The sequence below is a fragment of the Mesorhizobium sp. M9A.F.Ca.ET.002.03.1.2 genome, assembly GCF_003952365.1.
Classification (GTDB): domain Bacteria; phylum Pseudomonadota; class Alphaproteobacteria; order Rhizobiales; family Rhizobiaceae; genus Mesorhizobium.
The window spans coordinates 5727599-5745629 of the sequence record NZ_CP034443.1 but is presented as its reverse complement, the minus strand read 5'-3'; the positions used below and the strand labels follow the sequence as shown (position 1 = coordinate 5745629).

Below are 18031 nucleotides of genomic sequence, written 5' to 3'. Positions count from 1 at the left end.
CTGAGGTGTCGAGCGCAGGAGTGGGGGGCCGAGGCGCAGAGCGGAGGCGCTGGAAGGCGTCTTGATGGTCGGCTTGACCATTCACAGGGCCGGCGACATTGTGGATGTGCTGTTCGCCGGTCCATAACGGTCGTGTGGAAATGGATTTTCGCAACGCCATCGACGAATCGCTGGCCTGGGCCAGCCGATGGTTCGACTACGCCGTCACGCCGTGGTTTTTCTATCAGGCCGCAATCATCGTCGTGCTCTTCTTGGTCGCGAAGCTCGCGGCGCGGCGTATCGAGCCGCTCGTGGAGGACCGGGCACGCCAGATCAAGGGGCATCCCGGACTGTTGAGGGTCGTGGTTGCCCTGCTGCGGCGCACCGACTGGATCCTGTTCACGCTCTTCCTGCTTGCCGCGCTCGTTCTCATGCGCGCCGTCACCTGGCCAAGCCGGACCCATTTCATCTATATCGCACTCTCGCTGTCCCTTGCGTGGCTGTTCGCGTCGGTGCTGTCGCGCATTGTCCGCAACCGCCTCGTTGCGCGCACTCTTGGCTGGCTTACCTGGATCTATGCGGCCCTTGTCATCCTGGGCATCGATGACGAGACCGCGACTTTCCTGGACGGCCTCTCAATACCTTTGGGCGCGGTTCGCCTTTCGGCGCTCATGGTGCTGAAAGCGGCGCTGCTGCTGATCGCCACCGTTTGGCTTGCGGTGGTCGTCGGCAAATATATCGATGAACGCGTCCGGATCTCCGAAGAGCTGACGCCCTCGATCCGCGTCCTCGTCGGCAAGGTCGCAAAGATCGGCCTCGTGCTGGTGGCGGGTGCCATCGCTTTGTCTTCCGTCGGTGTCGACCTGACGGCGCTGACGATATTCTCCGGCGCCGTCGGCGTCGGCCTGGCTTTCGGGCTGCAGAAGGTCGTCTCGAATTTCGTCTCCGGCATGATCATCCTTCTCGACAAGTCGATCAAGCCGGGCGACACCATTTCGCTCGAAGGCACCTTCGGCTGGGTACGCGAATTGCGGGCGCGGTTCGTCTCGGTGGTGACGCGCGACGGTCGCGAATTCCTGATCCCGAACGAAGACTTCATCACCCAAAGGGTCATCAACTGGTCGTTCAGCGACAACCTCGTGCGGCTCGACGTGAATTTCGGCGTCTCCTACGACGCCGACCCGCACAAGGTCAGCGAACTGGCGATAGCGGCCGCCATGAGCGTCGGCCGGGTCGAAGCCGACCGGCGGCCGGTCTGCTGGCTCACGGAGTTCGGCGACTCCTCGCTCGACTTCGTCCTGCGCTTCTGGATCCACGACCCCCAGCAAGGCCTGACCAACGTGCGCGGCAAGGTGCTGCTGGCGCTGTGGGACACATTTAGGGAAAACGGCATAAGCATCCCCTATCCGCATCGCGAGATCATCATGAAGCCGGATGGGCGGGTTGGGAGATCACGCGGGCGCTGAGGGTGCGGCAGGTTCGGCGCTGAGCACAGCCTTCCCGTCCGTGCCACCCCAGCACGCTTATTGCCTTCAAGCCCTGGCTCCAATGCTGTATCCAGCGCGTTCAAGGAGCCCTTCGATGACCTCACACCTCGACATCCCCGACGCCAGTATGGCTGTCGACGACGCCAGTATGGCTGTCGACGACGCCAGTATGGCTGTCGACGACGCCAGCATGCCGGCCGGTGACGAGCGCGCCCCGGACGCCGACGCCGCGTGGCAGGACGATGTTCGCGCGGGCGTGCGGCATGTGCGCGATCTGGATTCGTTGCCGCTGTCGCCAGCCGAGCGCGCGGCGGCCCAGGAAGCGGCCACGCGCCACAAGGTGCGCATCCCAAAAGCCTATCTCGACCTGATCGACTGGAACGACCCCGCCGATCCCATCCGGCTTCAGGTCATCCCTTCGGCGGGGGAACTGGCCGAGCAGGAAGGCGAGCTCGACGATCCGATCGGCGACCATGAATTCAGCCCGGTGCCGCGACTGACGCATCGCCATGCCGACCGGGTCCTGCTGTTCCCGACCTATCAATGCGCGGTCTATTGCCGGTTCTGCTTCCGCAAGGAATCGCTGACCTCGATCGGCCGCGGTTTTTCGCGCGAGGCGCTGGAGCCGGCCTTTGCCTATATCGAGGCTCACAAGGAAATCCGCGAGGTGATCCTGACCGGCGGCGACCCGCTCTCCCTGCCCGACAAGGCGCTGGCCGAAATCCGCGCCCGCATCGAGGCCATCCGGCATGTGCGGCTGCTGCGCATCCACACGCGCGTGCCCGTCGCGCTGCCCTCGCGCGTCACGTCTGGGCTGGTTCAAGCCCTGCAGGGCCGGCTGATGGTCACGGTCGTCACCCATTTCAACCACGCGCGGGAGATCACGCCGGCCGCCGAAGCGGCCTGCCGCACGTTGCGGCAAGGCGGCTTCGTGCTGCTCAACCAGAGCGTTCTGCTGAAAGGCGTCAACGATACGGTCGAGGTGCTGGAGGAACTGTGCCGCGAGCTGATGTACCGCCTCGGCGTCAAACCCTATTACCTCCACCACGGCGACCTCGCGCGCGGCATGGCGCATCGGCGCACCACGATCGCCGAAGGCCAGGCGCTGGTCTCCGCGCTGCGCCAGCGCCTGTCGGGCATCTGCAACCCCGTCTACGTGCTGGACCTGCCAGACGGCGGCGGCAAGGTGCCGATTGGGCCGTGTCATGTCGAGGCGCGGGAGGGGGAGACGTGGCGGATTCGCGGGCAGGATGGAGAGGTGCGAGGGTATCGGGAGATTGTCGGCGACCTTTGAAGCTTGGGTTCCTCGCCTGTGCGACGCGGGTCGCGAAGCCTTGAAAAATGTCAATATAAATATTGACATTTTAGATCATTCTGTATACATATATAATGACGGTTTGATAGATCGTGTCTATATATGAGTTTACAATGAGTGTCAAACAAGCTGTCCGCGAGCAGTACCAGGCGACGGTGGATCTCGCCCGGGGTGGCAATATCCACATCCGCCCGGAAGGCTGGATCCGCACGGTGCGCAAGGCGCTCGGCATGTCCGGCGCGCAGCTTGCGCGGCGGATGGGGGTGACGCGCGCCCGCATCGCGCAAGCGGAACGGGCCGAGCTCGATGGCGGCATCACGCTGAAATCCATGCAGGCCGCTGCCGAAGCCATGGGCTGCCGCTTCGTCTATGCCTTCGAGCCACCCGTTGACATCGAGACCATCGTCGCCGCGCAGGCGCGAAAAAAGGCGGAGGCGATCGTCGGCGTAGCAAGCGGGCACATGGCGCTGGAGGACCAGACCGTATCGGACAGCCGGACGGAGCAGGAAGTGTCGCGCCTCATGCGCGAGCTGATGTTCGAAATGCCGCCCGATTTCTGGCAGGACAAGTGACATCAGGCATGGCGGTCAGGCTCGACTATCCCGAAGGCGCGACGCCTCTCGATCCGAACGAGCTTGGCGGGCTGAAGCACAAGCACATCACCACCCAAGGCCAGTTGGACGAGCTGGAGCAGGCAAACATCGCATCCGGGCTGCGCTGGCTGGCCAGGATGCGGCGCAAGGGCATCCTCACCGACGACTTCGCGATCGAGCTCCACCGCCGCCTCTTTGGCGAGATCTGGAGTTGGGCCGGCAGCTTCAGGAAGACAGGCAAGAACATCGGCGTCGATCCGGCCCAGATCGGCACCGAGTTGCGCGCGGTGATGGACGACGCGCGCTATTGGGCGGATCATGGAACCTATCAGCCTGTCGAGATGGCGGTACGCCTGCACCACCGCCTCGTATGGGTTCATCCTTTCCCGAACGGCAACGGGCGCCACGCCCGCATCTTGGCCGATGTCGTGCTCGACAGGATCTACGGGGCCGGCCCCATAGACTGGACCGCCGGCGCGAACCTCCAGAAAATGAACCGGCGCCGCGCGACCTACATCGCGGCCCTCAACGCCGCTGACAATCACGACATTGTCCCGTTGCTGACGTTTGTCGGGGCGCCGAAATAGGCGGCTTCGTGCTGCTCAACCGGAGCGTTCTCCTGAAAGGCGTGAACGACACGGTCGAGGTGCTGGAGGGCCCGCGAGCTTGATGGCTCGGCGAAGCCGAGACGGAGAGGGCCTTCGAGAAACGGAGACCTTCCCTTAAGCGCGGAAGCTCCAGCCGCGCATGAGTGGAACCGGATCCAATGCCTCGCATTTTTAGAGACGACGGGGCAAAGGAGCGCAAGGTGAGACCTTTACTGGCGGTAGTTGGCGGCTTCGGGCTGACCCTCGCGGTTTTCGCCAGCGGACTGGCCTTCGCCACCTGGCTTCTTACCGCCGAGCCAGTACGCCAGGTCGCCCCTGCCTCCAGCGTCGCCGAACTGTGGACGAGGGAGCCGCGAGCGGTGAACCCTGCTTCGCAGCGTCTTGAGCGCCTTCCCGCCCGCCCGGTCGATCGCGCCTCGAAAGCTGCCGATGCCGCAGCTTGGGCGCCCGACACCATCGCTACCGGCTCTATCCAGCCGCCAGCGGAAGAGCAGCAGGCGGTGCCTGCCGCCCATGTGGAATGGTGCGCAAGCCACTACCGCTCCTACCGGCCAAGCGACGACCACTACACATCCTACAGCGGACAACAGCGCCCCTGTATCTCGCCCTACTTCGCGGCCGGTGCCGCCGAGGGCATCTCGCCGCTTACCGCCGACGACGCCAGCTATGTCCAGGCGAACGACGCCTGGTCAATGGATGGCGACGTCCCGTCTGATGAGGGCGCATGGGACGGCGCCCAGCTTTCGCCCGACCACGTGCAATATTGCTTGAGCCGCTACCGCTCCTATCGGCCGGAAGACAACACCTACCAGCCCTATTCCGGCGGCCCGCGCAGGCAGTGCGAGTAGGGGTGGGGTTGCCAGGCGGGCCCTTTCTCTATTTGCAGGGAGAGACAAATGATCAGAAAACTCAAATCCGGAAAATACCGGCTCTATTCGCGCAAGAAGGATGAAAAGACCGGCCGGCGACGCAATCTCGGCACCTTCGACACCCGCGAGGCAGCCGAGAAGCACGAGCGCGAGGTTCAGTATTTCAAGCGGCATTGAGGCGGCGCCGGCCTTCCTGACCGCTGCTGTCCGCGATGTGCTCTCGTTACCCGAAGGCGCTGGCCGAACCATGCGGCAGGGGGCTTCGTGCGGCACCAGAGCATTCTCTTGAAAGGCTCCTGCAGATTGGCAAGCTCGCGCGTCCCGTCCGGCGCGTTGCGCACCACCGGGCCGGGCTGGTTGGGGTAGATGTCGATGGAAGGCTCAAGATTGCCGAGGATGTCGCGCAAGGCGCGCGTCCACTGGCGGATCGCCTCCTGGCTGGTCGTGAGATTGTAGAGGTTGCACATGTCGAGCCCCAGCGATGTTCAGGCATCCTGTGGGAAAGGGCAGGGAATTTCCAGCGCTGTCCGGTCGGCTGCTGACACTCTGCACCACTGCGCGCGATCACCGCCGCCACCCCGGCGATCGACCGCGCCAGAAGGATATTATCCTGCGCAGCGGCGAACGCTTACGCAACGCACTCCGATTGTGCGCGTTCTACCCCTTAGGAGGACCATGGCGGATGTGACCGCTGGTCTCATGCGCTCACAATCGGAGGCAAACCATGATGTCCAAGTTCAAAGAAGCTGTTGAGCGCGGGAAGGAAGCTCGCCGTGAGCAAGAGGGAAAGGTCCGCAATGAGAAGGCCGAGGGAGATGTGGCGGACTTCGGCGCGCAAGCCAGGGCCTGGCTAAACGACGTCGTGGTTGCGTCATTGCAAGCGGCCAAGGCTGACGTGGCGGGCGAGGTGACTGTCGACATTGACACCGCGCCACCCCGCCAGGCCAAAGCGTCAACACCATCTATTCGGTTCCAAATCTACAGGAAGCGAGGCATGGAGGAGGAGGTGGTCAGAAGGACGTTCACGGTCAACGTTCAGCTGAGTGGGGAAGTGTCAGTCTCTTCGCCCGGGATCGTGGCGAGAGAAGTGGGAAATATAGGGGATAGGGCTGACCAGCGGTTCTCTACCTTGCTAGCGGAACTGATCGAGGACGCAGCGAAGGGCACTTAGCCAGCAAGGTCGAGGAAGGGCAGGCAATTTTCAGCGCTGTCCGCTCGGCTGCTGACACGGTTGGCCTGTCAGTAAATGGCTTTCCTAATGTCGCGAACACCCCCTCCATTAACCTTTCATTAACCATGGCTGGCTAGCGTTTACCTCTCAGTAAGGATTCGCCGCCAGTGACCTTTGCCGCCCCCGTCGAGACCAAATCCATCCGCTTTCGCGCCCGCTCCTTCGTCGCCTTCACGCTCACCCCTGAAGCGCCGTTGGGCGAGTGGCTGGAGAGCCTCGATCGCTGGATCGGCAACTCGCCGGGCTACTTTGCCGGCCGGCCGGTTGTGCTTAACCTCAACACGCTGAAGCCCGAGGTCGGCGCGATCGAGGCGCTGGTCGCCGAGCTTGGCCTGCGCGGCATCCGCATCTATGCCATCGAGCTCGACGGAACCACGGCGCTTGCGCCCAATCTGCCGCCGGTGCTGATCGGCGCCAAGGAGGCCACCGCCGGGCTGCTCATGCAGGCCGACAGCAAGGGCAGGCCCGAAGAGGCGGGCAAGCCGGACGAGGCGGGCAGGGCGGAACAGGGCAAGCAGCCAGAAGACAGGCAGCCAGAAGACAGGCAGCCAGAAGCGCCGGCCACGCTGATGGTCAAGACGCCGATCCGCTCGGGCCAGTCGGTCTTCCATGCGCATGGCGATGTCATCGTGCTGGGCTCCGTCGCGTCGGGGTCCGAGATCGTCGCCGCGGGCTCCATCCACGTCTACGGCACGCTGCGCGGGCGCGCGTCGGCCGGTGTGCTCGGCCATTCGGCGGCGCGCATCTTCTGCCGCAGGAACGAGGCCGAGCTTTTGTCGGTCGACGGCTGGTATTGCACCGCCGAGGAGATGGAGCCGTCCTCGCGTGGAAAAGCCGTCCAGGCCTTTCTCGAAAAAGACACGCTGCGCATCGCGCCGCTTAACTGACAACAGCCGCTCAACAACAATAATGGAGGCATTTTCATGGGCAAGGTAGTGGTGGTCACCTCGGGCAAGGGGGGCGTCGGCAAGACGACCTCGACGGCCGCCCTTGGTGCCGCGGTCGCAAGGACCGGCAAGAAGGTGGCCCTGGTCGACTTCGACGTCGGCTTGAGGAATCTCGACCTGATCATGGGCGCCGAGCGGCGAGTGGTGTTCGACCTGGTCAACGTCATCCAGGGAACGGCCAAGCTGTCGCAGGCGCTGATCCGCGACAAGCGGGTCGAAACGCTGTTCCTGCTGCCGGCCTCGCAGACGCGCGACAAGGATGCGTTGACCGAGGAGGGCGTCGGCGAGGTGATCGACAAGCTGCGCTCGGTGTTCGACTACGTCTTCTGCGACAGCCCTGCGGGTATCGAGCGCGGCGCGCAGCTTGCCATGCGCTTTGCCGACGAGGCGGTCATCGTCACCAACCCGGAAGTCAGCTCGGTGCGCGATTCCGATCGCATCATCGGCCTGCTCGACGCCAGGACCGTCAAAGCCGAGCGGGGCGAGCAGATCGCCAAGCATGTGCTGGTGACGCGTTACGATGCCGCCCGCGCCGCGCGCGGCGAAATGCTCTCGATCGACGACGTTCTGGAGATCCTGTCGACGCCGCTCCTGGGCATCATCCCCGAAAGCCAGGACGTGCTCAAGGCATCGAACCTCGGTTCGCCGGTCACGCTCAGCGATCCCACCAATTCCGCCGCCCGCGCCTATATCGAGGCGGCCAAACGGCTCGAGGGCGAGGAGCTGCCGGTCGTCGTGCCGTTCGAGCGCAAGGGCTTCCTCGACCGGCTTTTTGGAAGGAGGGCAGCATGAACCTGTTCGACCTCTTCAAGCGGCGCGGCAGCGCGCCGGTGGCGCGCGAGCGGCTGCAGGTGCTGCTCGCCTATGAGCGCCGCAACCGCAGCCAGCCCGATCTCGTCTCGGTGCTGCGCGAGGAGATCATGGCCGTCATCGCCAAACATGTGCAGATCGACCAGGATTTTCTGCAGGTCTCGATGGATCGCGGCGAGACGATGTCGACGCTGGAGATCGACATCCAGATCCCCAACAAGAGCGCAAGGCCATTGGCGTTGGCGGGGTAAATCCGTTCCGTAGAGATCCTTCGCGCCCCCCTCTGTCCTGCCGGCCATCTCCCCCACTTGGGGGGAGATCGGACGTCTCGCCGGCTTTCGCCAATCTTCAGCGGTGCAAGAGGGCGTGGAGCGCCGAAGCTGCGATCTCCCCCCAAGTGGGGGAGATGGCCGGCAGGCCAGAGGGGGCGCTGTTCCGCCGGCATCTCCAAGGCTGTCGCCTGAGCTGCAACCGCGATCAGAGGGCCGGTCTGCTTGCCCCACCCAACCACCTCTCGCTGCCTCACGACAGGCATGCCGGTAGGTCCTATCTCCGCCCCATGCCGTTGCGCATAGTCCGGCGGCAGGGGAGGACCAACCACAGTGACGTCGCCGGTTATCACGCCTGTTTCCGCGCCCCTGCCCATCGCGGCGCTGCTCGGCGCCATGGTGTCGATCCAGATCGGTGCGGCAGTCGCCAAGGGTCTGTTTCCACTGGTCGGCGCGCAGGGAACGACGGTGCTGCGGCTGGTCGTCGGTGCGCTGATGCTGGCGGCGGTGCTGCGGCCCTGGCGGGTGCGGCCGTCCAAGGCCGTCTGGCCATGGCTGATCGCCTATGGGGTGACGCTCGCCGTGATGAACCTTTTGTTCTATGCGGCGCTCAAGACGATCCCGCTCGGCATCGCGGTGGCGCTCGAATTCTCCGGCCCGCTCCTGGTCGCGACGCTGTCGTCCCGGCGCGGCAGCGACTTCGCCTGGGTGGCGCTCGCCGTCGCCGGCATCGTGCTGCTGTCGCCCCTCGTCCATTCGCCCGAGGCGCTCGATCCGGCCGGCGTGATGCTGGCTCTGGCGGCCGGCGGCTGCTGGGCACTCTACATCGTGTTCGCCCAGAAGGCGGGCGCCGAACTCGGTGGCCAGACCACGGCTTACGGCCTGGCAATCGCTGCGGCGCTTGCGCTGCCGTTCGGCGCGGCCGAGGCGGGACCGGCGCTGGTCGCGCCGTCGATCCTGGCCGCCGCCCTGCTGGTCGGGCTGTTCTCCAGCGCCCTGCCGTTCTGGCTGGAGATGGTGGCGCTGACCAGGATGCCAGCCAGGCTCTACGGCACGCTGACCTGCCTGGAGCCGGCGCTCGGCGCGCTGGCGGGGCTGCTGTTCCTGCGCGAGACCCTCACCGGGCTGCAATGCCTGGGGATCGTCGCGGTGATTGCCGCCGCCTTCGGCGCCGCCATGACGAACAAGCCGCCGGTGCCTTCGCCCGAATAGGGTTCAGTAGGTGACCGTGACCACCACGGTGTCAGTGTAGGTGCCCGGGGAGGGTGTCGATTGCGCCGGCACCCGGCCATAGACCGGCAGGTTCTGCGTTGCGCCCGCGCCGGTGCCTGCAACGGTGTCGGTGCCGATGGTTCCACCCCAGGGCTGACTGCGCGCGGCATCCTTGTAGAGGCCGTAGGTCACGGCCTGGCCGCCGAGCGTCATGCGCCGTGCCGTCGGACCGGTGCCGCTTAGCCCGTTGTTCAAGCCGACATTGTAGGTCGTGCCCGGGGTGCAGGTAACGTCGATGCCGCCGGCCGCATCGGCTGCCGCGTCGAGCACTCCGTGGCTGCCGAAATCGATGTTCTGCGCCGTCACGTTGCAGTTGTTGACGACGTTGGCCTGCGCCGTGAAGCTGGGCTGGGTCGGGTTCTGCGTGACTGAGCTGCAGGCGGGGGAGTCAGCAGGTAAGTGGTCCAGTTGAAGTTCACCTGGCTCCCGGAGAAGGTCGATGTGTAGAGGTCAGCCGTCGCGCTTTGCTGGCTCCCGAAGATGCGCGCATAGATCGTCCGCGTCGCCATCGCGGTGGTGAGCGGCAAGGCGGTCAGGTTCACGGCCACCGGACTGCCAAGGTCAGGCTGCTCTCGCGAGCCCCACGGCGTGGTGCGCGCTGCCTCCTGGTAGAAATTGTAGTTCAGGGCCGCATTGGTGGCATTGCGCATGTGGCGGATGCCGGACGTGGCGCCGCCCGTTCCGGCGTTGAGGTTCAGGCAGACGCGGAAATTCAGGCCGGTCAACCCTGCGTTGCAGCTGATATTGACGGTCGCCGTTGTATCGACCGCAGCGCCGGACAAGGTGTCGACACTGCCGAAGTTGGCATTGGAGACGCTGAAGGAACAACTCTGGGCTTGCGCCTGCGCGGACACAAGCAGGAAGCAGGCCAGCAGGATCAGACGTGGCATGACTTCCTCATTCAACTGGTTCATTCGATTAGACGGCAGACCGCATTGGGGATCGCCACCTGCTCGCCCTCGCGCGGTTCGAAATCAAACTCGGCTGCGCAGCGGCCGCGGGTCGGCTGATCCACCACGATGCGGTTTTGCGGACCGAGTCCCGTAATGTAGGCCTGCCCCTCATAGCCCACGACAAAGCCTTCCGAGTCTCCTGCTGCCACCTGTCCGGCGGCACCTGTCTCCAGGAATTCGCCGCTCTCGTCGCGGAGCGTGACAAGCGCGTTCTGGGCACCGGCCTCGACATCGAACTTGACCACGGTGCCGCTGCGGTCGGCCGGAACGGTGACCTCGCGGGTGCCGGCGACCGTTGCATCGACCGGCAGGTTGGTCGGGTCGATAGTGATCTGGTTCGGCTCGTAGGAGCGCAGATCCGGCACCAGGAGCTTGCCCCTGCGGTTGGTGCGGCCGGCCGGCCGGTTCTCATATTGAACGTCAATATCCGGAACGCCGGCATCGACAACGGTGAAGGCGTCATCGATGCGGTTGGAAAAGAAAACGTCGCGGCCGGCGAAGACGACGGAACCATCGGCCTGGGCCGTTGCGCGAAATTGATCTTCGTATTGCTGGACACCGGCCTCGAAGCGGGCAAAAGGCGCGCGATAGCTGACGGATGCCGCACGGTCCGTGTAAGCGCCTTCCGTGTCGCGGAGCCGCCAGCCGACGCTGCCGATCTCGGTACCTTCCGACTTGACCAGGTCCGCCGTCACCGCCGTCCCATCGGAATCGGAGGAAACGCCCGCCGAGGCATAGATATCGTTGCCGAGCGGGAACGAAATCCCGGCGAACGCGCCGAACGAATCCTCGTCCTCGATGTCCGTGAAGGCGGTTGCAAAAAATGATGCGCCGTTGCCGAAGGGGCGGTTGAGGGAGAGCCCGAGGATCCGGGATTTTTCACCTTCGGCCGTCTTGAGCTGCGTGTAGCTGAAATTGAGCGACGATGGGTCGAACTTCAGGGGCACCGAGACGGAAACTTGGTCGAGTACGCGCGGCGGCGCGGCGCTGTGGAAGTCATCGTCGGGCAACAGCGGCGGCAGAGGATCGACGGTTACCGCGGCAATGTCGTTGTAGTCTCCGAACGTGCGCTGCGTTCGCGCAAAAAAATGAATGTCCCAAAGCTGAAGCTCGATACCGCCCGCCACCTGAAAACCCGTCTGCCCGCCGTAGCTGCTCGCGGCAGCGGCGAATGATCCCACTCCGTATTGGCCGAGCCCGAAAACCGCTCCCGCACCGCCGTTCACAAGGCCGCCGCCGCCTTCGGCATGGCCCTCGAAGGTCAGCCAGTCGGTCAATCCGTAGCGAAGCGTGCCCGAGGCCATGAAGCGCCCGTCATAGTCGCCGGATTCGACGCCGTAAAACCGGCGGGCAAAGCCAGCTTCGGCCGAATAGTCCCAAAAGCCCGACGCCAACAGGTCGGATGATGCGAAAAAGGGCGTTTCGGAAACCGTCTCCCGTCCGAGAGCGTCGCGCACCACGACACGCGCCGTTCCGCTTCCCGTCACCACCGGCAGATTGGTGATCTGGAACGGGCCGGTCGGAACCTGCTGCGAAAGGCGCCGGGCATTGTTGACATAGATATCGACCGTCGACGGAACGGCCGCGGAACCGGAGAGTTCGGGCAGAGGCATGGTCACGAGATCCGGCCTCAGGCCAAAGTTGCGCTGGATCTGCACCCCGCCCAGGCGTGTCGGCCGGGTCCAGCTCAACCCGCCCGTAATGACGTCGCCGGCGCGAAGCGTCGTCAGCCATTTGGGGCTCGAATAGGACCACGTCGTGTCGAGGCGGGTCGAGCCGTAGAGGTCGTCGGGCGAGCTGCTGGCGATGTAGGAGCTTGCGAGGACGCCAAACTGGCTGAATGCGCGACCTTCGAACCATCCCGATGCGCCCTCGAAGGCCCACATGTCATCGATGCCGTCACCTCCGGTGCTGGCGAACAGCGTGTAGTTCATGAGCGCGCCGAGGCTGCTTTGAGGGTCCGCGGTGGGTGTTTCGTCCTGATCTCGCTCATGGGCATCGATGACGCGCGCGGAACGCGCATCATATTCGACGGTGAAATGGATGGTCTGGGCGGTCTCGTCGAATTCGGCGGAAACGCGGGGAAGCTTGGCTATGTCGACCAACCCATCCGGTCGGATGGCTTCTTCGTCGGGTTTGATGCCGACATTGCGCAACTGGTCCGGTTCGATTGCCAGGGTTCCATCGGCATCCTGCCGAAACGCTGCAATCAGGTCGGTCGATGTGCCGTTGATGAACACCTCAAGTTGAAGGTCACGAGAGGCGCTGACGGGTGTTGCCGCTGCACCGACGCCTGCTGCCGACGGGATCGATTCAGCGAAGACTTTTGAGCCGTGCAGCGCGACGAGCCCAATCGACATCAAAAATGAAGCACTAGCCGCCTGTAATGCGTGCGGTAGCATCAAAACGTCCTGCTTCGCTGTCCGCTGAGATCGCCACCGAACCACCGGACAGCCGGCCGCGGCCGGTGGCCGGCACAAACCACTTCGCAGTAGAGTTCCCGAGTGCATAGCCAACCAGCCCCTCGCGGCGCGCAACGGCCTTACCGCCGCTGCTCAAGGCGAGGTTCGATATCTTGAGCCGCATCGATCCCCGGTTGCGGACGGTAACGAGATAACCACCGCGCCTTCGCTGGACGCTCCACGACGGAGACGCCCCGGAGGCGTCGGTCGTGGCGAAGAAAACGGGTATGGAATGGCGCACCACCAGAACGACTGTTCCAGCGACGCGGCGGGACGGGTCCGGCAGTTCGTCGACGACCAGCCGGTAGCTCTCTTCCCCGTTGACGGGCCGTTTCGAGGTTCGGACAATCCGGACCAGATTTTCGCCCCCGGGTCGAAGCGTCGTGATTGGCGGACTGGCGACCACGTCGTTTGTCGCCTCGTAGGTGTCCTCGCCGTTTTGCTGGGTCCAGCGTAAAACGCGGACCTGCACATTGATCGGCCGGCGCGCATCGTTCCAGATCCGGATCGTGGAGGCTGCAGTCGGCGCCCTGAGGTCGAGCACGACGGGAGCCACGCGCAACGACGCGGCTTCCGAAGGGCCGGCAAACTCAAGAACGGCTGCAAGACACGCGACTATGAAGGCGAGCGACCGCATTTCCCCTCTCTCCCTGGTGTGGCGTGACCTTAATAGGTCAATGTCACCGTGATGACGTCGGCATAGGTGCCGGCGGTAGGGGTGTCCTGCGTTGGCACCTGACCATAGACGCTATAGGTTTGCTCGGCGCCGGTGCCTGTGCCCGCTACGGTGTCGGTTCCGATCGTGTCACCCCAAACATCGGTATGACCTGTATCGGTATAGAGGGAATAGGTCACCGTTTCCGAATTTGGCCCGGTCATCAACCGATCAGCAACGGTGGCGCCAGTACCTTGTCCGGCATCGAGCCCAATGTCGTAATCCGTTCCATTGGTGCACTGAACGGCGATGGCGCTCGATGCTGCAACCGCGGTGTCGATCACGCCCGACGAGCCGAAATTCAGATCGGTCGCCGAATTGATCTGACATTCGGCGCTGATCGTGATCTGGACGTTGAACTGAGTGGTGTCCGTCTGAGCAAGAGCCGGGGGTACGAGCAGCGCCGAAGCGGCTAAAGAACCGGCAAGGCAGAGAAGGTGATGTCGCATGCATCCTCCATTCAAAATGCCGGAGAAGACGCGCGGGCGGACCGCCTAAACCGGCGAATCACCCACCCACATTTCATCTGTACCACACACGCGCGCGTTGCGAAGCCCTTATTCGGCCATTGTTTCGCCTTTTTTGGCGCTGCCGCGCCGAGGTGCCACATCTCCTGGCGATGATCCCGGCAACGGTGTCTCTCGGTGAATTTTTCTTCGATCGCTGTATGGCTCGCCCGAAGGTGCGGTTGACCATGCTCCATACGCCGCTACCTCAGCCACCACCACAATCCGCCAAGCACGACAGCCCTTGAGCACCGCGCATCCCCTCATTGAATGGCCAGCGGCAGCCGGGAGCGCCTCAACTAGAGGACGTATTAAACATGCGTACACCTCTAATCCATTTGGCACTTGCGCAACCATCAAAAGGGTGAAACCGTTGGTGTGGGGTAAATGGGTAAGGGAAGTCGTCTCGGCTGTCATCAGGTCCGAGGCGGCCAAGAAGATGATGAATTTTCCACAGTTCCTGGTGGGAATGACCACCGCGTCATCCATCGTAGCGCTCTCGACTTTTTTGACGACGGGTTCGATCTGGACGGCGCTGGCCTGGACGCTCCTTAGCTTGATCGTCCTGCAGATCGGATATTTCGTGCTCGTCATCCGGCTGATCTATGGAGCCGGGGCGGAAGACGCAGAGGCAAGTCCGCGGTCCGTGAATGCTGTTCGGCCAAGGCATCGAGGCGGTGTCCGACCCAGACCATGACATCACGGTCCAAGCCGAACATGTTCGGTTCTGGGAATGTGCATTGGACGTTCCGTTATTTTAGCCAACTAGTATATACTCCGATGCATAAGCTTGGGATTAGGCAGCGCGGAAGCCTGCCTGCGGCTTGTGCAATCCCGACGCCGGACGATCGAATCCCCTTCTGCCTCGATCAAGCTCCAAGGCGCCGGCTTGCGTTCCGATCTCGCGGCAATCGTGGCGCTCGTGCACCAGGCTCGACGGGCTCGCGAGGCGGGAAGGGCGGGCACGAGGTCGGTCCGAAATCGCTGCTTGTGCGTTCCGGCCCGAGGCGAGATGAGTGCTCGTCGCTTCGATCAAATGAAGAGGGGGGTCGATCGAATGAAGAAGGGCCGATCGGATGAACAGGCCGATCAAATGAAGGCCATGGCGACCGACGATTCCGGATCGCCGCGCCGCCGGCTGGTCTTCGCGAGGCTGATATTCGATGGACCGAGCGGTCTGTCGCTTCGAGAATTGCCGGCCATGCCATAGGTGCGTTTCTTCCTATCGCTCCGACTTGGTGCTAACCTTACAGGGCTTTGCACTGGACCTGCCGGACGATGCCGGGGATCAACCTAGACCATCGGGTGGCGACACGTGCCGATATGCCGGCGCTGGCTATCCTGATGAATGCAGCCATCGGCGAACTTCAGAAGCCTTTCCTCACGCAGGAACAGATTGATTCCAGCAGAGCAATCATGGGCCTGGATACGCAGCTCATCGACGATGGAACCTATTTTGCCGTGGAGCAGAATGGCGTCTTGGTAGGCTGCGGCGGATGGAGCCGGCGGGCAACCCTCTATGGGGGCGACCGTTCACCGGGGCGCGATGCGGCGCTGCTCGACCCGGCGCACGACGCCGCCCGCGTGCGTGCCATGTATACGCATCCAAGCTTCACCCGCCGAGGGGTAGGACGCCTGATCCTCACGCTGTGCGAGGATGCCGCCCGCACCGAGGGCTTCACCCATGTCGAGCTGATGGCTACGATGGCCGGCGAACCCCTCTATCGAGCCTGCGGCTATCAAGCGATCGAGGGCGTCGTCGACGCCAGAGGCGGAGCGGACGTGCCGCTATTGCGGATGAGGAAGGCGTTGTGAACGATCGTCAGGGGGTGGCGATGCGGCGGAAATCATTGAGGCGTCTCAACATCCGCTCCCCGGAAGCGTAGGCGCCGGAACTCTCCGGCGCCACGCGTTTGGCCAATGCCGCTCACTCCGCTGCCAGCTTGTCCTGCGTCTTGGTGTCGAAGTCGCTGGCGTCGTGGCGCTCGTGCAACTGCATCGCGGGCTCGCCGAAGGCGCGGTTGACCATGCGGCCGCGCTGCACCGCCGGCCGTGCGTCGATCGCGTCGGCCCAGCGCTGCACGTTTTTGTACTCCGCGACCGACAGGAAGGTGGCGGAATCATTGTACTGCCGGCCCTTGGCCAGGCCGCCATACCATGGCCACACCGCAATGTCGGCGATCGTGTAGTCGCTGCCGGCGAGATACTCGGTTTCGGCCAGCCGCCGGTCGAGCACGTCCATCTGGCGCTTCACCTCCATGGCGAAGCGGTCGATGGCGTATTCGATCTTTTCCGGCGCATAGGCGTAGAAATGGCCGAAGCCGCCGCCGAGATAGGGCGCGGAGCCCATCTGCCAGAACAGCCATGACAGGGTTTCCGCGCGGGCCGGCTGCTCGGTTGGGAGAAAGGCGCCGAACTTTTCGGCCAGATAGAGCAGGATCGAGCCGGATTCGAACACGCGGATCGGCTTTGGCCCGCTGCGGTCCATCAGCGCCGGGATCTTGGAGTTGGGGTTGACCTCGACGAAGCCGCTGCCGAACTGGTCGCCATCGTTGATCCTGATCAGCCAGGCGTCGTATTCGGCGCCCTTGTGTCCCCGTGCCAGCAGCTCCTCCAGCATGATCGTCACCTTGACGCCGTTCGGCGTCGCCAGCGAATAGAGCTGCAGCGGATGCTTGCCGATCGGCAGTTCCTTCTCATGCGTCGGGCCCGATATCGGGCGGTTGATGTTGGCGAAGGCGCCGCCGTTTGCCTTGTTCCAGGTCCATACTTTCGGCGGTGTGTATTGGTTCATCTCGGGAGGCCTCTTGAATGTGAGCGGGGAGGGTCTTGGGGAGGGTCAGCTTGCTCGATAGCGGCGAGGATTTGCATGGGACAGGGTCATCTACACATAGGTACAGGTTGTGCGGGGTACAGGTAGTGCGGGCCGCAGAAAGTTCAACTTGTGTTGAACTATTGTCGATGTCACGCGCCATCCTTTTCCCACAGGGGGCGGAAGGGATTACCGATGCCCTTGCGCCTCGTCACGTGCGCCATACCTATAGAAGATATCGGGCCTTTGCCGGCCTAAGCATCGCTTGCCAGGATTGAAAGCATGACCATCGATACGATTTTGCGGTCCATCGTGGCGGTGCGCGCCTCGATCCCCGACGACGCCTTCACCGCGAATGCGCTGGGCACGAGCCGGGAAGGCAGCGGCGTGGTCATTCGCGACGACGGGCTGGTGCTTACCATCGGCTATCTCATCACCGAGGCGGAGGAAGTCTGGCTGACCGATCACAACGGGCACGTGGTTCCCGCGCACGCGCTCGCCTACGACCAGGAATCGGGCTTCGGCCTGGTGCAGGCGCTGGCTCCGCTCGGCTTGCCCGCAGTGGTTTTCGGCAATGCGGCCAAGGCGATGGCCGGCGACCCAGTCGTGCTCGCCGACGGCATCGGCCAGTCGGTCAGGGCGCACATCGTCACCAAGCAGGAATTCGCCGGCTATTGGGAGTATCTGCTGGACGAGGCGATCTTCACCGCGCCGGCCCATCCGTCATGGGGAGGTGCGGCCCTCATCGGGCAGGACGGCAGGCTGCTCGGCATCGGTTCGCTGCGCCTGCAGATGAGCCGTGCCGGCGAGATCGCCGATATCAACATGGTGGTGCCGATCGACCTTCTGCCGCCCATTCTCGACGACCTCCTGACACGCGGCCAGGTTGCCAGGCCACCGCGCCCCTGGCTCGGCGCCTTCTCGGCCGAGAGCAATGGCGAGGTCGTGGTGATGAGCGTCGCCGAAGGCAGCCCGGCCGCCGAAGCCGGCCTGCGCCAGGGCGACATCATCTCGGATGTGCGCGACGGCGAAGTCGACGGGCTGGCCGATTTCTACCGCAAGCTGTGGCAGAACCCGGCGGGCGCGGAGATCCCGTTGCGGGTGGTGCGCGACGGCCGCGAAACCTGGCTGCGCGTCAAGTCGGCCGACCGCAACAGCTTTCTCAAGAAACCGCAGCTGCAGTAAAGCAGGCAACTGGTCAGA

Annotated in this window: 20 protein-coding genes and 1 pseudogene; 13 read left to right on the top strand and 8 right to left on the bottom strand. The window is 63.9% G+C overall.

Annotated features, from left to right (window positions below; translation table 11 throughout):
- Positions 1–140 precede the first annotated feature (140 nt).
- From EJ066_RS27895 to EJ066_RS27870, 6 genes are all read left to right on the top strand, one after another.
- The gene (locus tag EJ066_RS27895; RefSeq protein ID WP_126043138.1) at positions 141–1445 is read left to right on the top strand and encodes a mechanosensitive ion channel domain-containing protein; all 1305 of its coding nucleotides are present in this window, start codon (positions 141–143) and stop codon (positions 1443–1445) included.
- 211 nt (positions 1446–1656) lie between these two features.
- The gene (locus EJ066_RS27890) at positions 1657–2760 is read left to right on the top strand and encodes a KamA family radical SAM protein (protein WP_126044077.1); all 1104 of its coding nucleotides are present in this window, start codon (positions 1657–1659) and stop codon (positions 2758–2760) included.
- A 134-nt stretch (positions 2761–2894) separates the two neighbouring features.
- Positions 2895–3353, top strand: a complete 459-nt coding sequence (locus EJ066_RS27885; RefSeq protein ID WP_126043137.1) for a mobile mystery protein A — start codon at positions 2895–2897, stop codon at positions 3351–3353.
- 8 nt (positions 3354–3361) lie between these two features.
- The gene (locus tag EJ066_RS27880; RefSeq protein ID WP_126043136.1) at positions 3362–3961 is read left to right on the top strand and encodes a mobile mystery protein B; all 600 of its coding nucleotides are present in this window, start codon (positions 3362–3364) and stop codon (positions 3959–3961) included.
- A 221-nt stretch (positions 3962–4182) separates the two neighbouring features.
- On the top strand, positions 4183–4830 hold the full coding sequence (locus EJ066_RS27875; RefSeq protein ID WP_126043135.1) for a BA14K family protein: 648 nt from the start codon (positions 4183–4185) through the stop codon (positions 4828–4830).
- A 48-nt stretch (positions 4831–4878) separates the two neighbouring features.
- On the top strand, positions 4879–5028 hold the full coding sequence (locus EJ066_RS27870) for a hypothetical protein (protein WP_126043134.1): 150 nt from the start codon (positions 4879–4881) through the stop codon (positions 5026–5028).
- A 122-nt stretch (positions 5029–5150) separates the two neighbouring features.
- On the opposite strand, the pseudogene EJ066_RS27865 reads toward EJ066_RS27870, so the two are convergent.
- Positions 5151–5318, bottom strand: a pseudogene (locus tag EJ066_RS27865) (SOS response-associated peptidase); the annotation flags it as partial.
- 257 nt (positions 5319–5575) lie between these two features.
- Here EJ066_RS27865 and EJ066_RS27860 point away from each other — a divergent pair.
- From EJ066_RS27860 to EJ066_RS27835, 5 genes are all read left to right on the top strand, one after another.
- Positions 5576–6022 carry a hypothetical protein gene (locus tag EJ066_RS27860; RefSeq protein ID WP_126043133.1) on the top strand — a complete coding sequence of 149 codons (447 nt, stop codon included), beginning with the start codon at positions 5576–5578 and terminating at the stop codon, positions 6020–6022.
- 167 nt (positions 6023–6189) lie between these two features.
- A complete protein-coding gene (gene minC / locus EJ066_RS27855; RefSeq protein ID WP_126043132.1) occupies positions 6190–6969 on the top strand; it encodes a septum site-determining protein MinC in 780 nt (259 codons plus the stop codon).
- 36 nt (positions 6970–7005) lie between these two features.
- Positions 7006–7821, top strand: coding sequence for a septum site-determining protein MinD (gene minD / locus EJ066_RS27850; RefSeq protein ID WP_126043131.1), 816 nt, complete (start codon positions 7006–7008; stop codon positions 7819–7821).
- Positions 7818–8090 (top strand): cell division topological specificity factor MinE, encoded by a 273-nt coding sequence (minE, locus tag EJ066_RS27845; RefSeq protein ID WP_126043130.1) that lies wholly within the window; start codon positions 7818–7820, stop codon positions 8088–8090. Before minD ends, minE begins: the two co-directional genes overlap by 4 nt.
- 414 nt (positions 8091–8504) lie before the next feature.
- Positions 8505–9320: a DMT family transporter gene (locus tag EJ066_RS27835; RefSeq protein ID WP_126044076.1), complete on the top strand. Its 816-nt coding sequence runs from the start codon at positions 8505–8507 to the stop codon at positions 9318–9320.
- 3 nt (positions 9321–9323) lie between these two features.
- On the opposite strand, the gene EJ066_RS32230 is transcribed toward EJ066_RS27835, so the two are convergent.
- From EJ066_RS32230 to EJ066_RS32220, 6 genes are all read right to left on the bottom strand, one after another.
- Complete coding sequence (locus tag EJ066_RS32230; RefSeq protein ID WP_245455000.1) at positions 9324–9686, bottom strand: spore coat U domain-containing protein; 363 nt, start codon at positions 9684–9686, stop codon at positions 9324–9326.
- A complete protein-coding gene (locus EJ066_RS32225; RefSeq protein ID WP_245454999.1) occupies positions 9683–10270 on the bottom strand; it encodes a spore coat U domain-containing protein in 588 nt (195 codons plus the stop codon). Before EJ066_RS32225 ends, EJ066_RS32230 begins: the two co-directional genes overlap by 4 nt.
- Positions 10271–10290: 20 nt before the next feature.
- Complete coding sequence (locus EJ066_RS27825) at positions 10291–12693, bottom strand: fimbria/pilus outer membrane usher protein (protein WP_245454998.1); 2403 nt, start codon at positions 12691–12693, stop codon at positions 10291–10293.
- 13 nt (positions 12694–12706) lie between these two features.
- Entirely contained in the window at positions 12707–13432 is a 726-nt protein-coding gene (locus EJ066_RS27820; protein WP_126043128.1) for a molecular chaperone, read from the bottom strand.
- 29 nt (positions 13433–13461) lie between these two features.
- Positions 13462–13959 (bottom strand): spore coat U domain-containing protein, encoded by a 498-nt coding sequence (locus EJ066_RS27815; protein WP_126043127.1) that lies wholly within the window; start codon positions 13957–13959, stop codon positions 13462–13464.
- Between the two features lie 108 nt (positions 13960–14067).
- On the bottom strand, positions 14068–14610 hold the full coding sequence (locus tag EJ066_RS32220; RefSeq protein ID WP_245454997.1) for a hypothetical protein: 543 nt from the start codon (positions 14608–14610) through the stop codon (positions 14068–14070).
- Positions 14611–15294: 684 nt separating this feature from the next.
- On the opposite strand from EJ066_RS32220, the gene EJ066_RS27805 reads away from it, so the two are divergent.
- Positions 15295–15831, top strand: a complete 537-nt coding sequence (locus tag EJ066_RS27805) for a GNAT family N-acetyltransferase (protein ID WP_126043126.1) — start codon at positions 15295–15297, stop codon at positions 15829–15831.
- Positions 15832–15943: 112 nt separating this feature from the next.
- Here the strand turns inward: EJ066_RS27805 and yghU are convergent, their stop codons facing one another.
- Positions 15944–16810, bottom strand: a complete 867-nt coding sequence (yghU, locus tag EJ066_RS27800) for a glutathione-dependent disulfide-bond oxidoreductase (protein WP_126043125.1) — start codon at positions 16808–16810, stop codon at positions 15944–15946.
- Between the two features lie 300 nt (positions 16811–17110).
- Here yghU and EJ066_RS27795 point away from each other — a divergent pair, with 300 nt between their 5' ends.
- The gene (locus EJ066_RS27795) at positions 17111–18013 is read left to right on the top strand and encodes a S1C family serine protease (RefSeq protein ID WP_126043124.1); all 903 of its coding nucleotides are present in this window, start codon (positions 17111–17113) and stop codon (positions 18011–18013) included.
- Positions 18014–18031 lie beyond the last annotated feature (18 nt).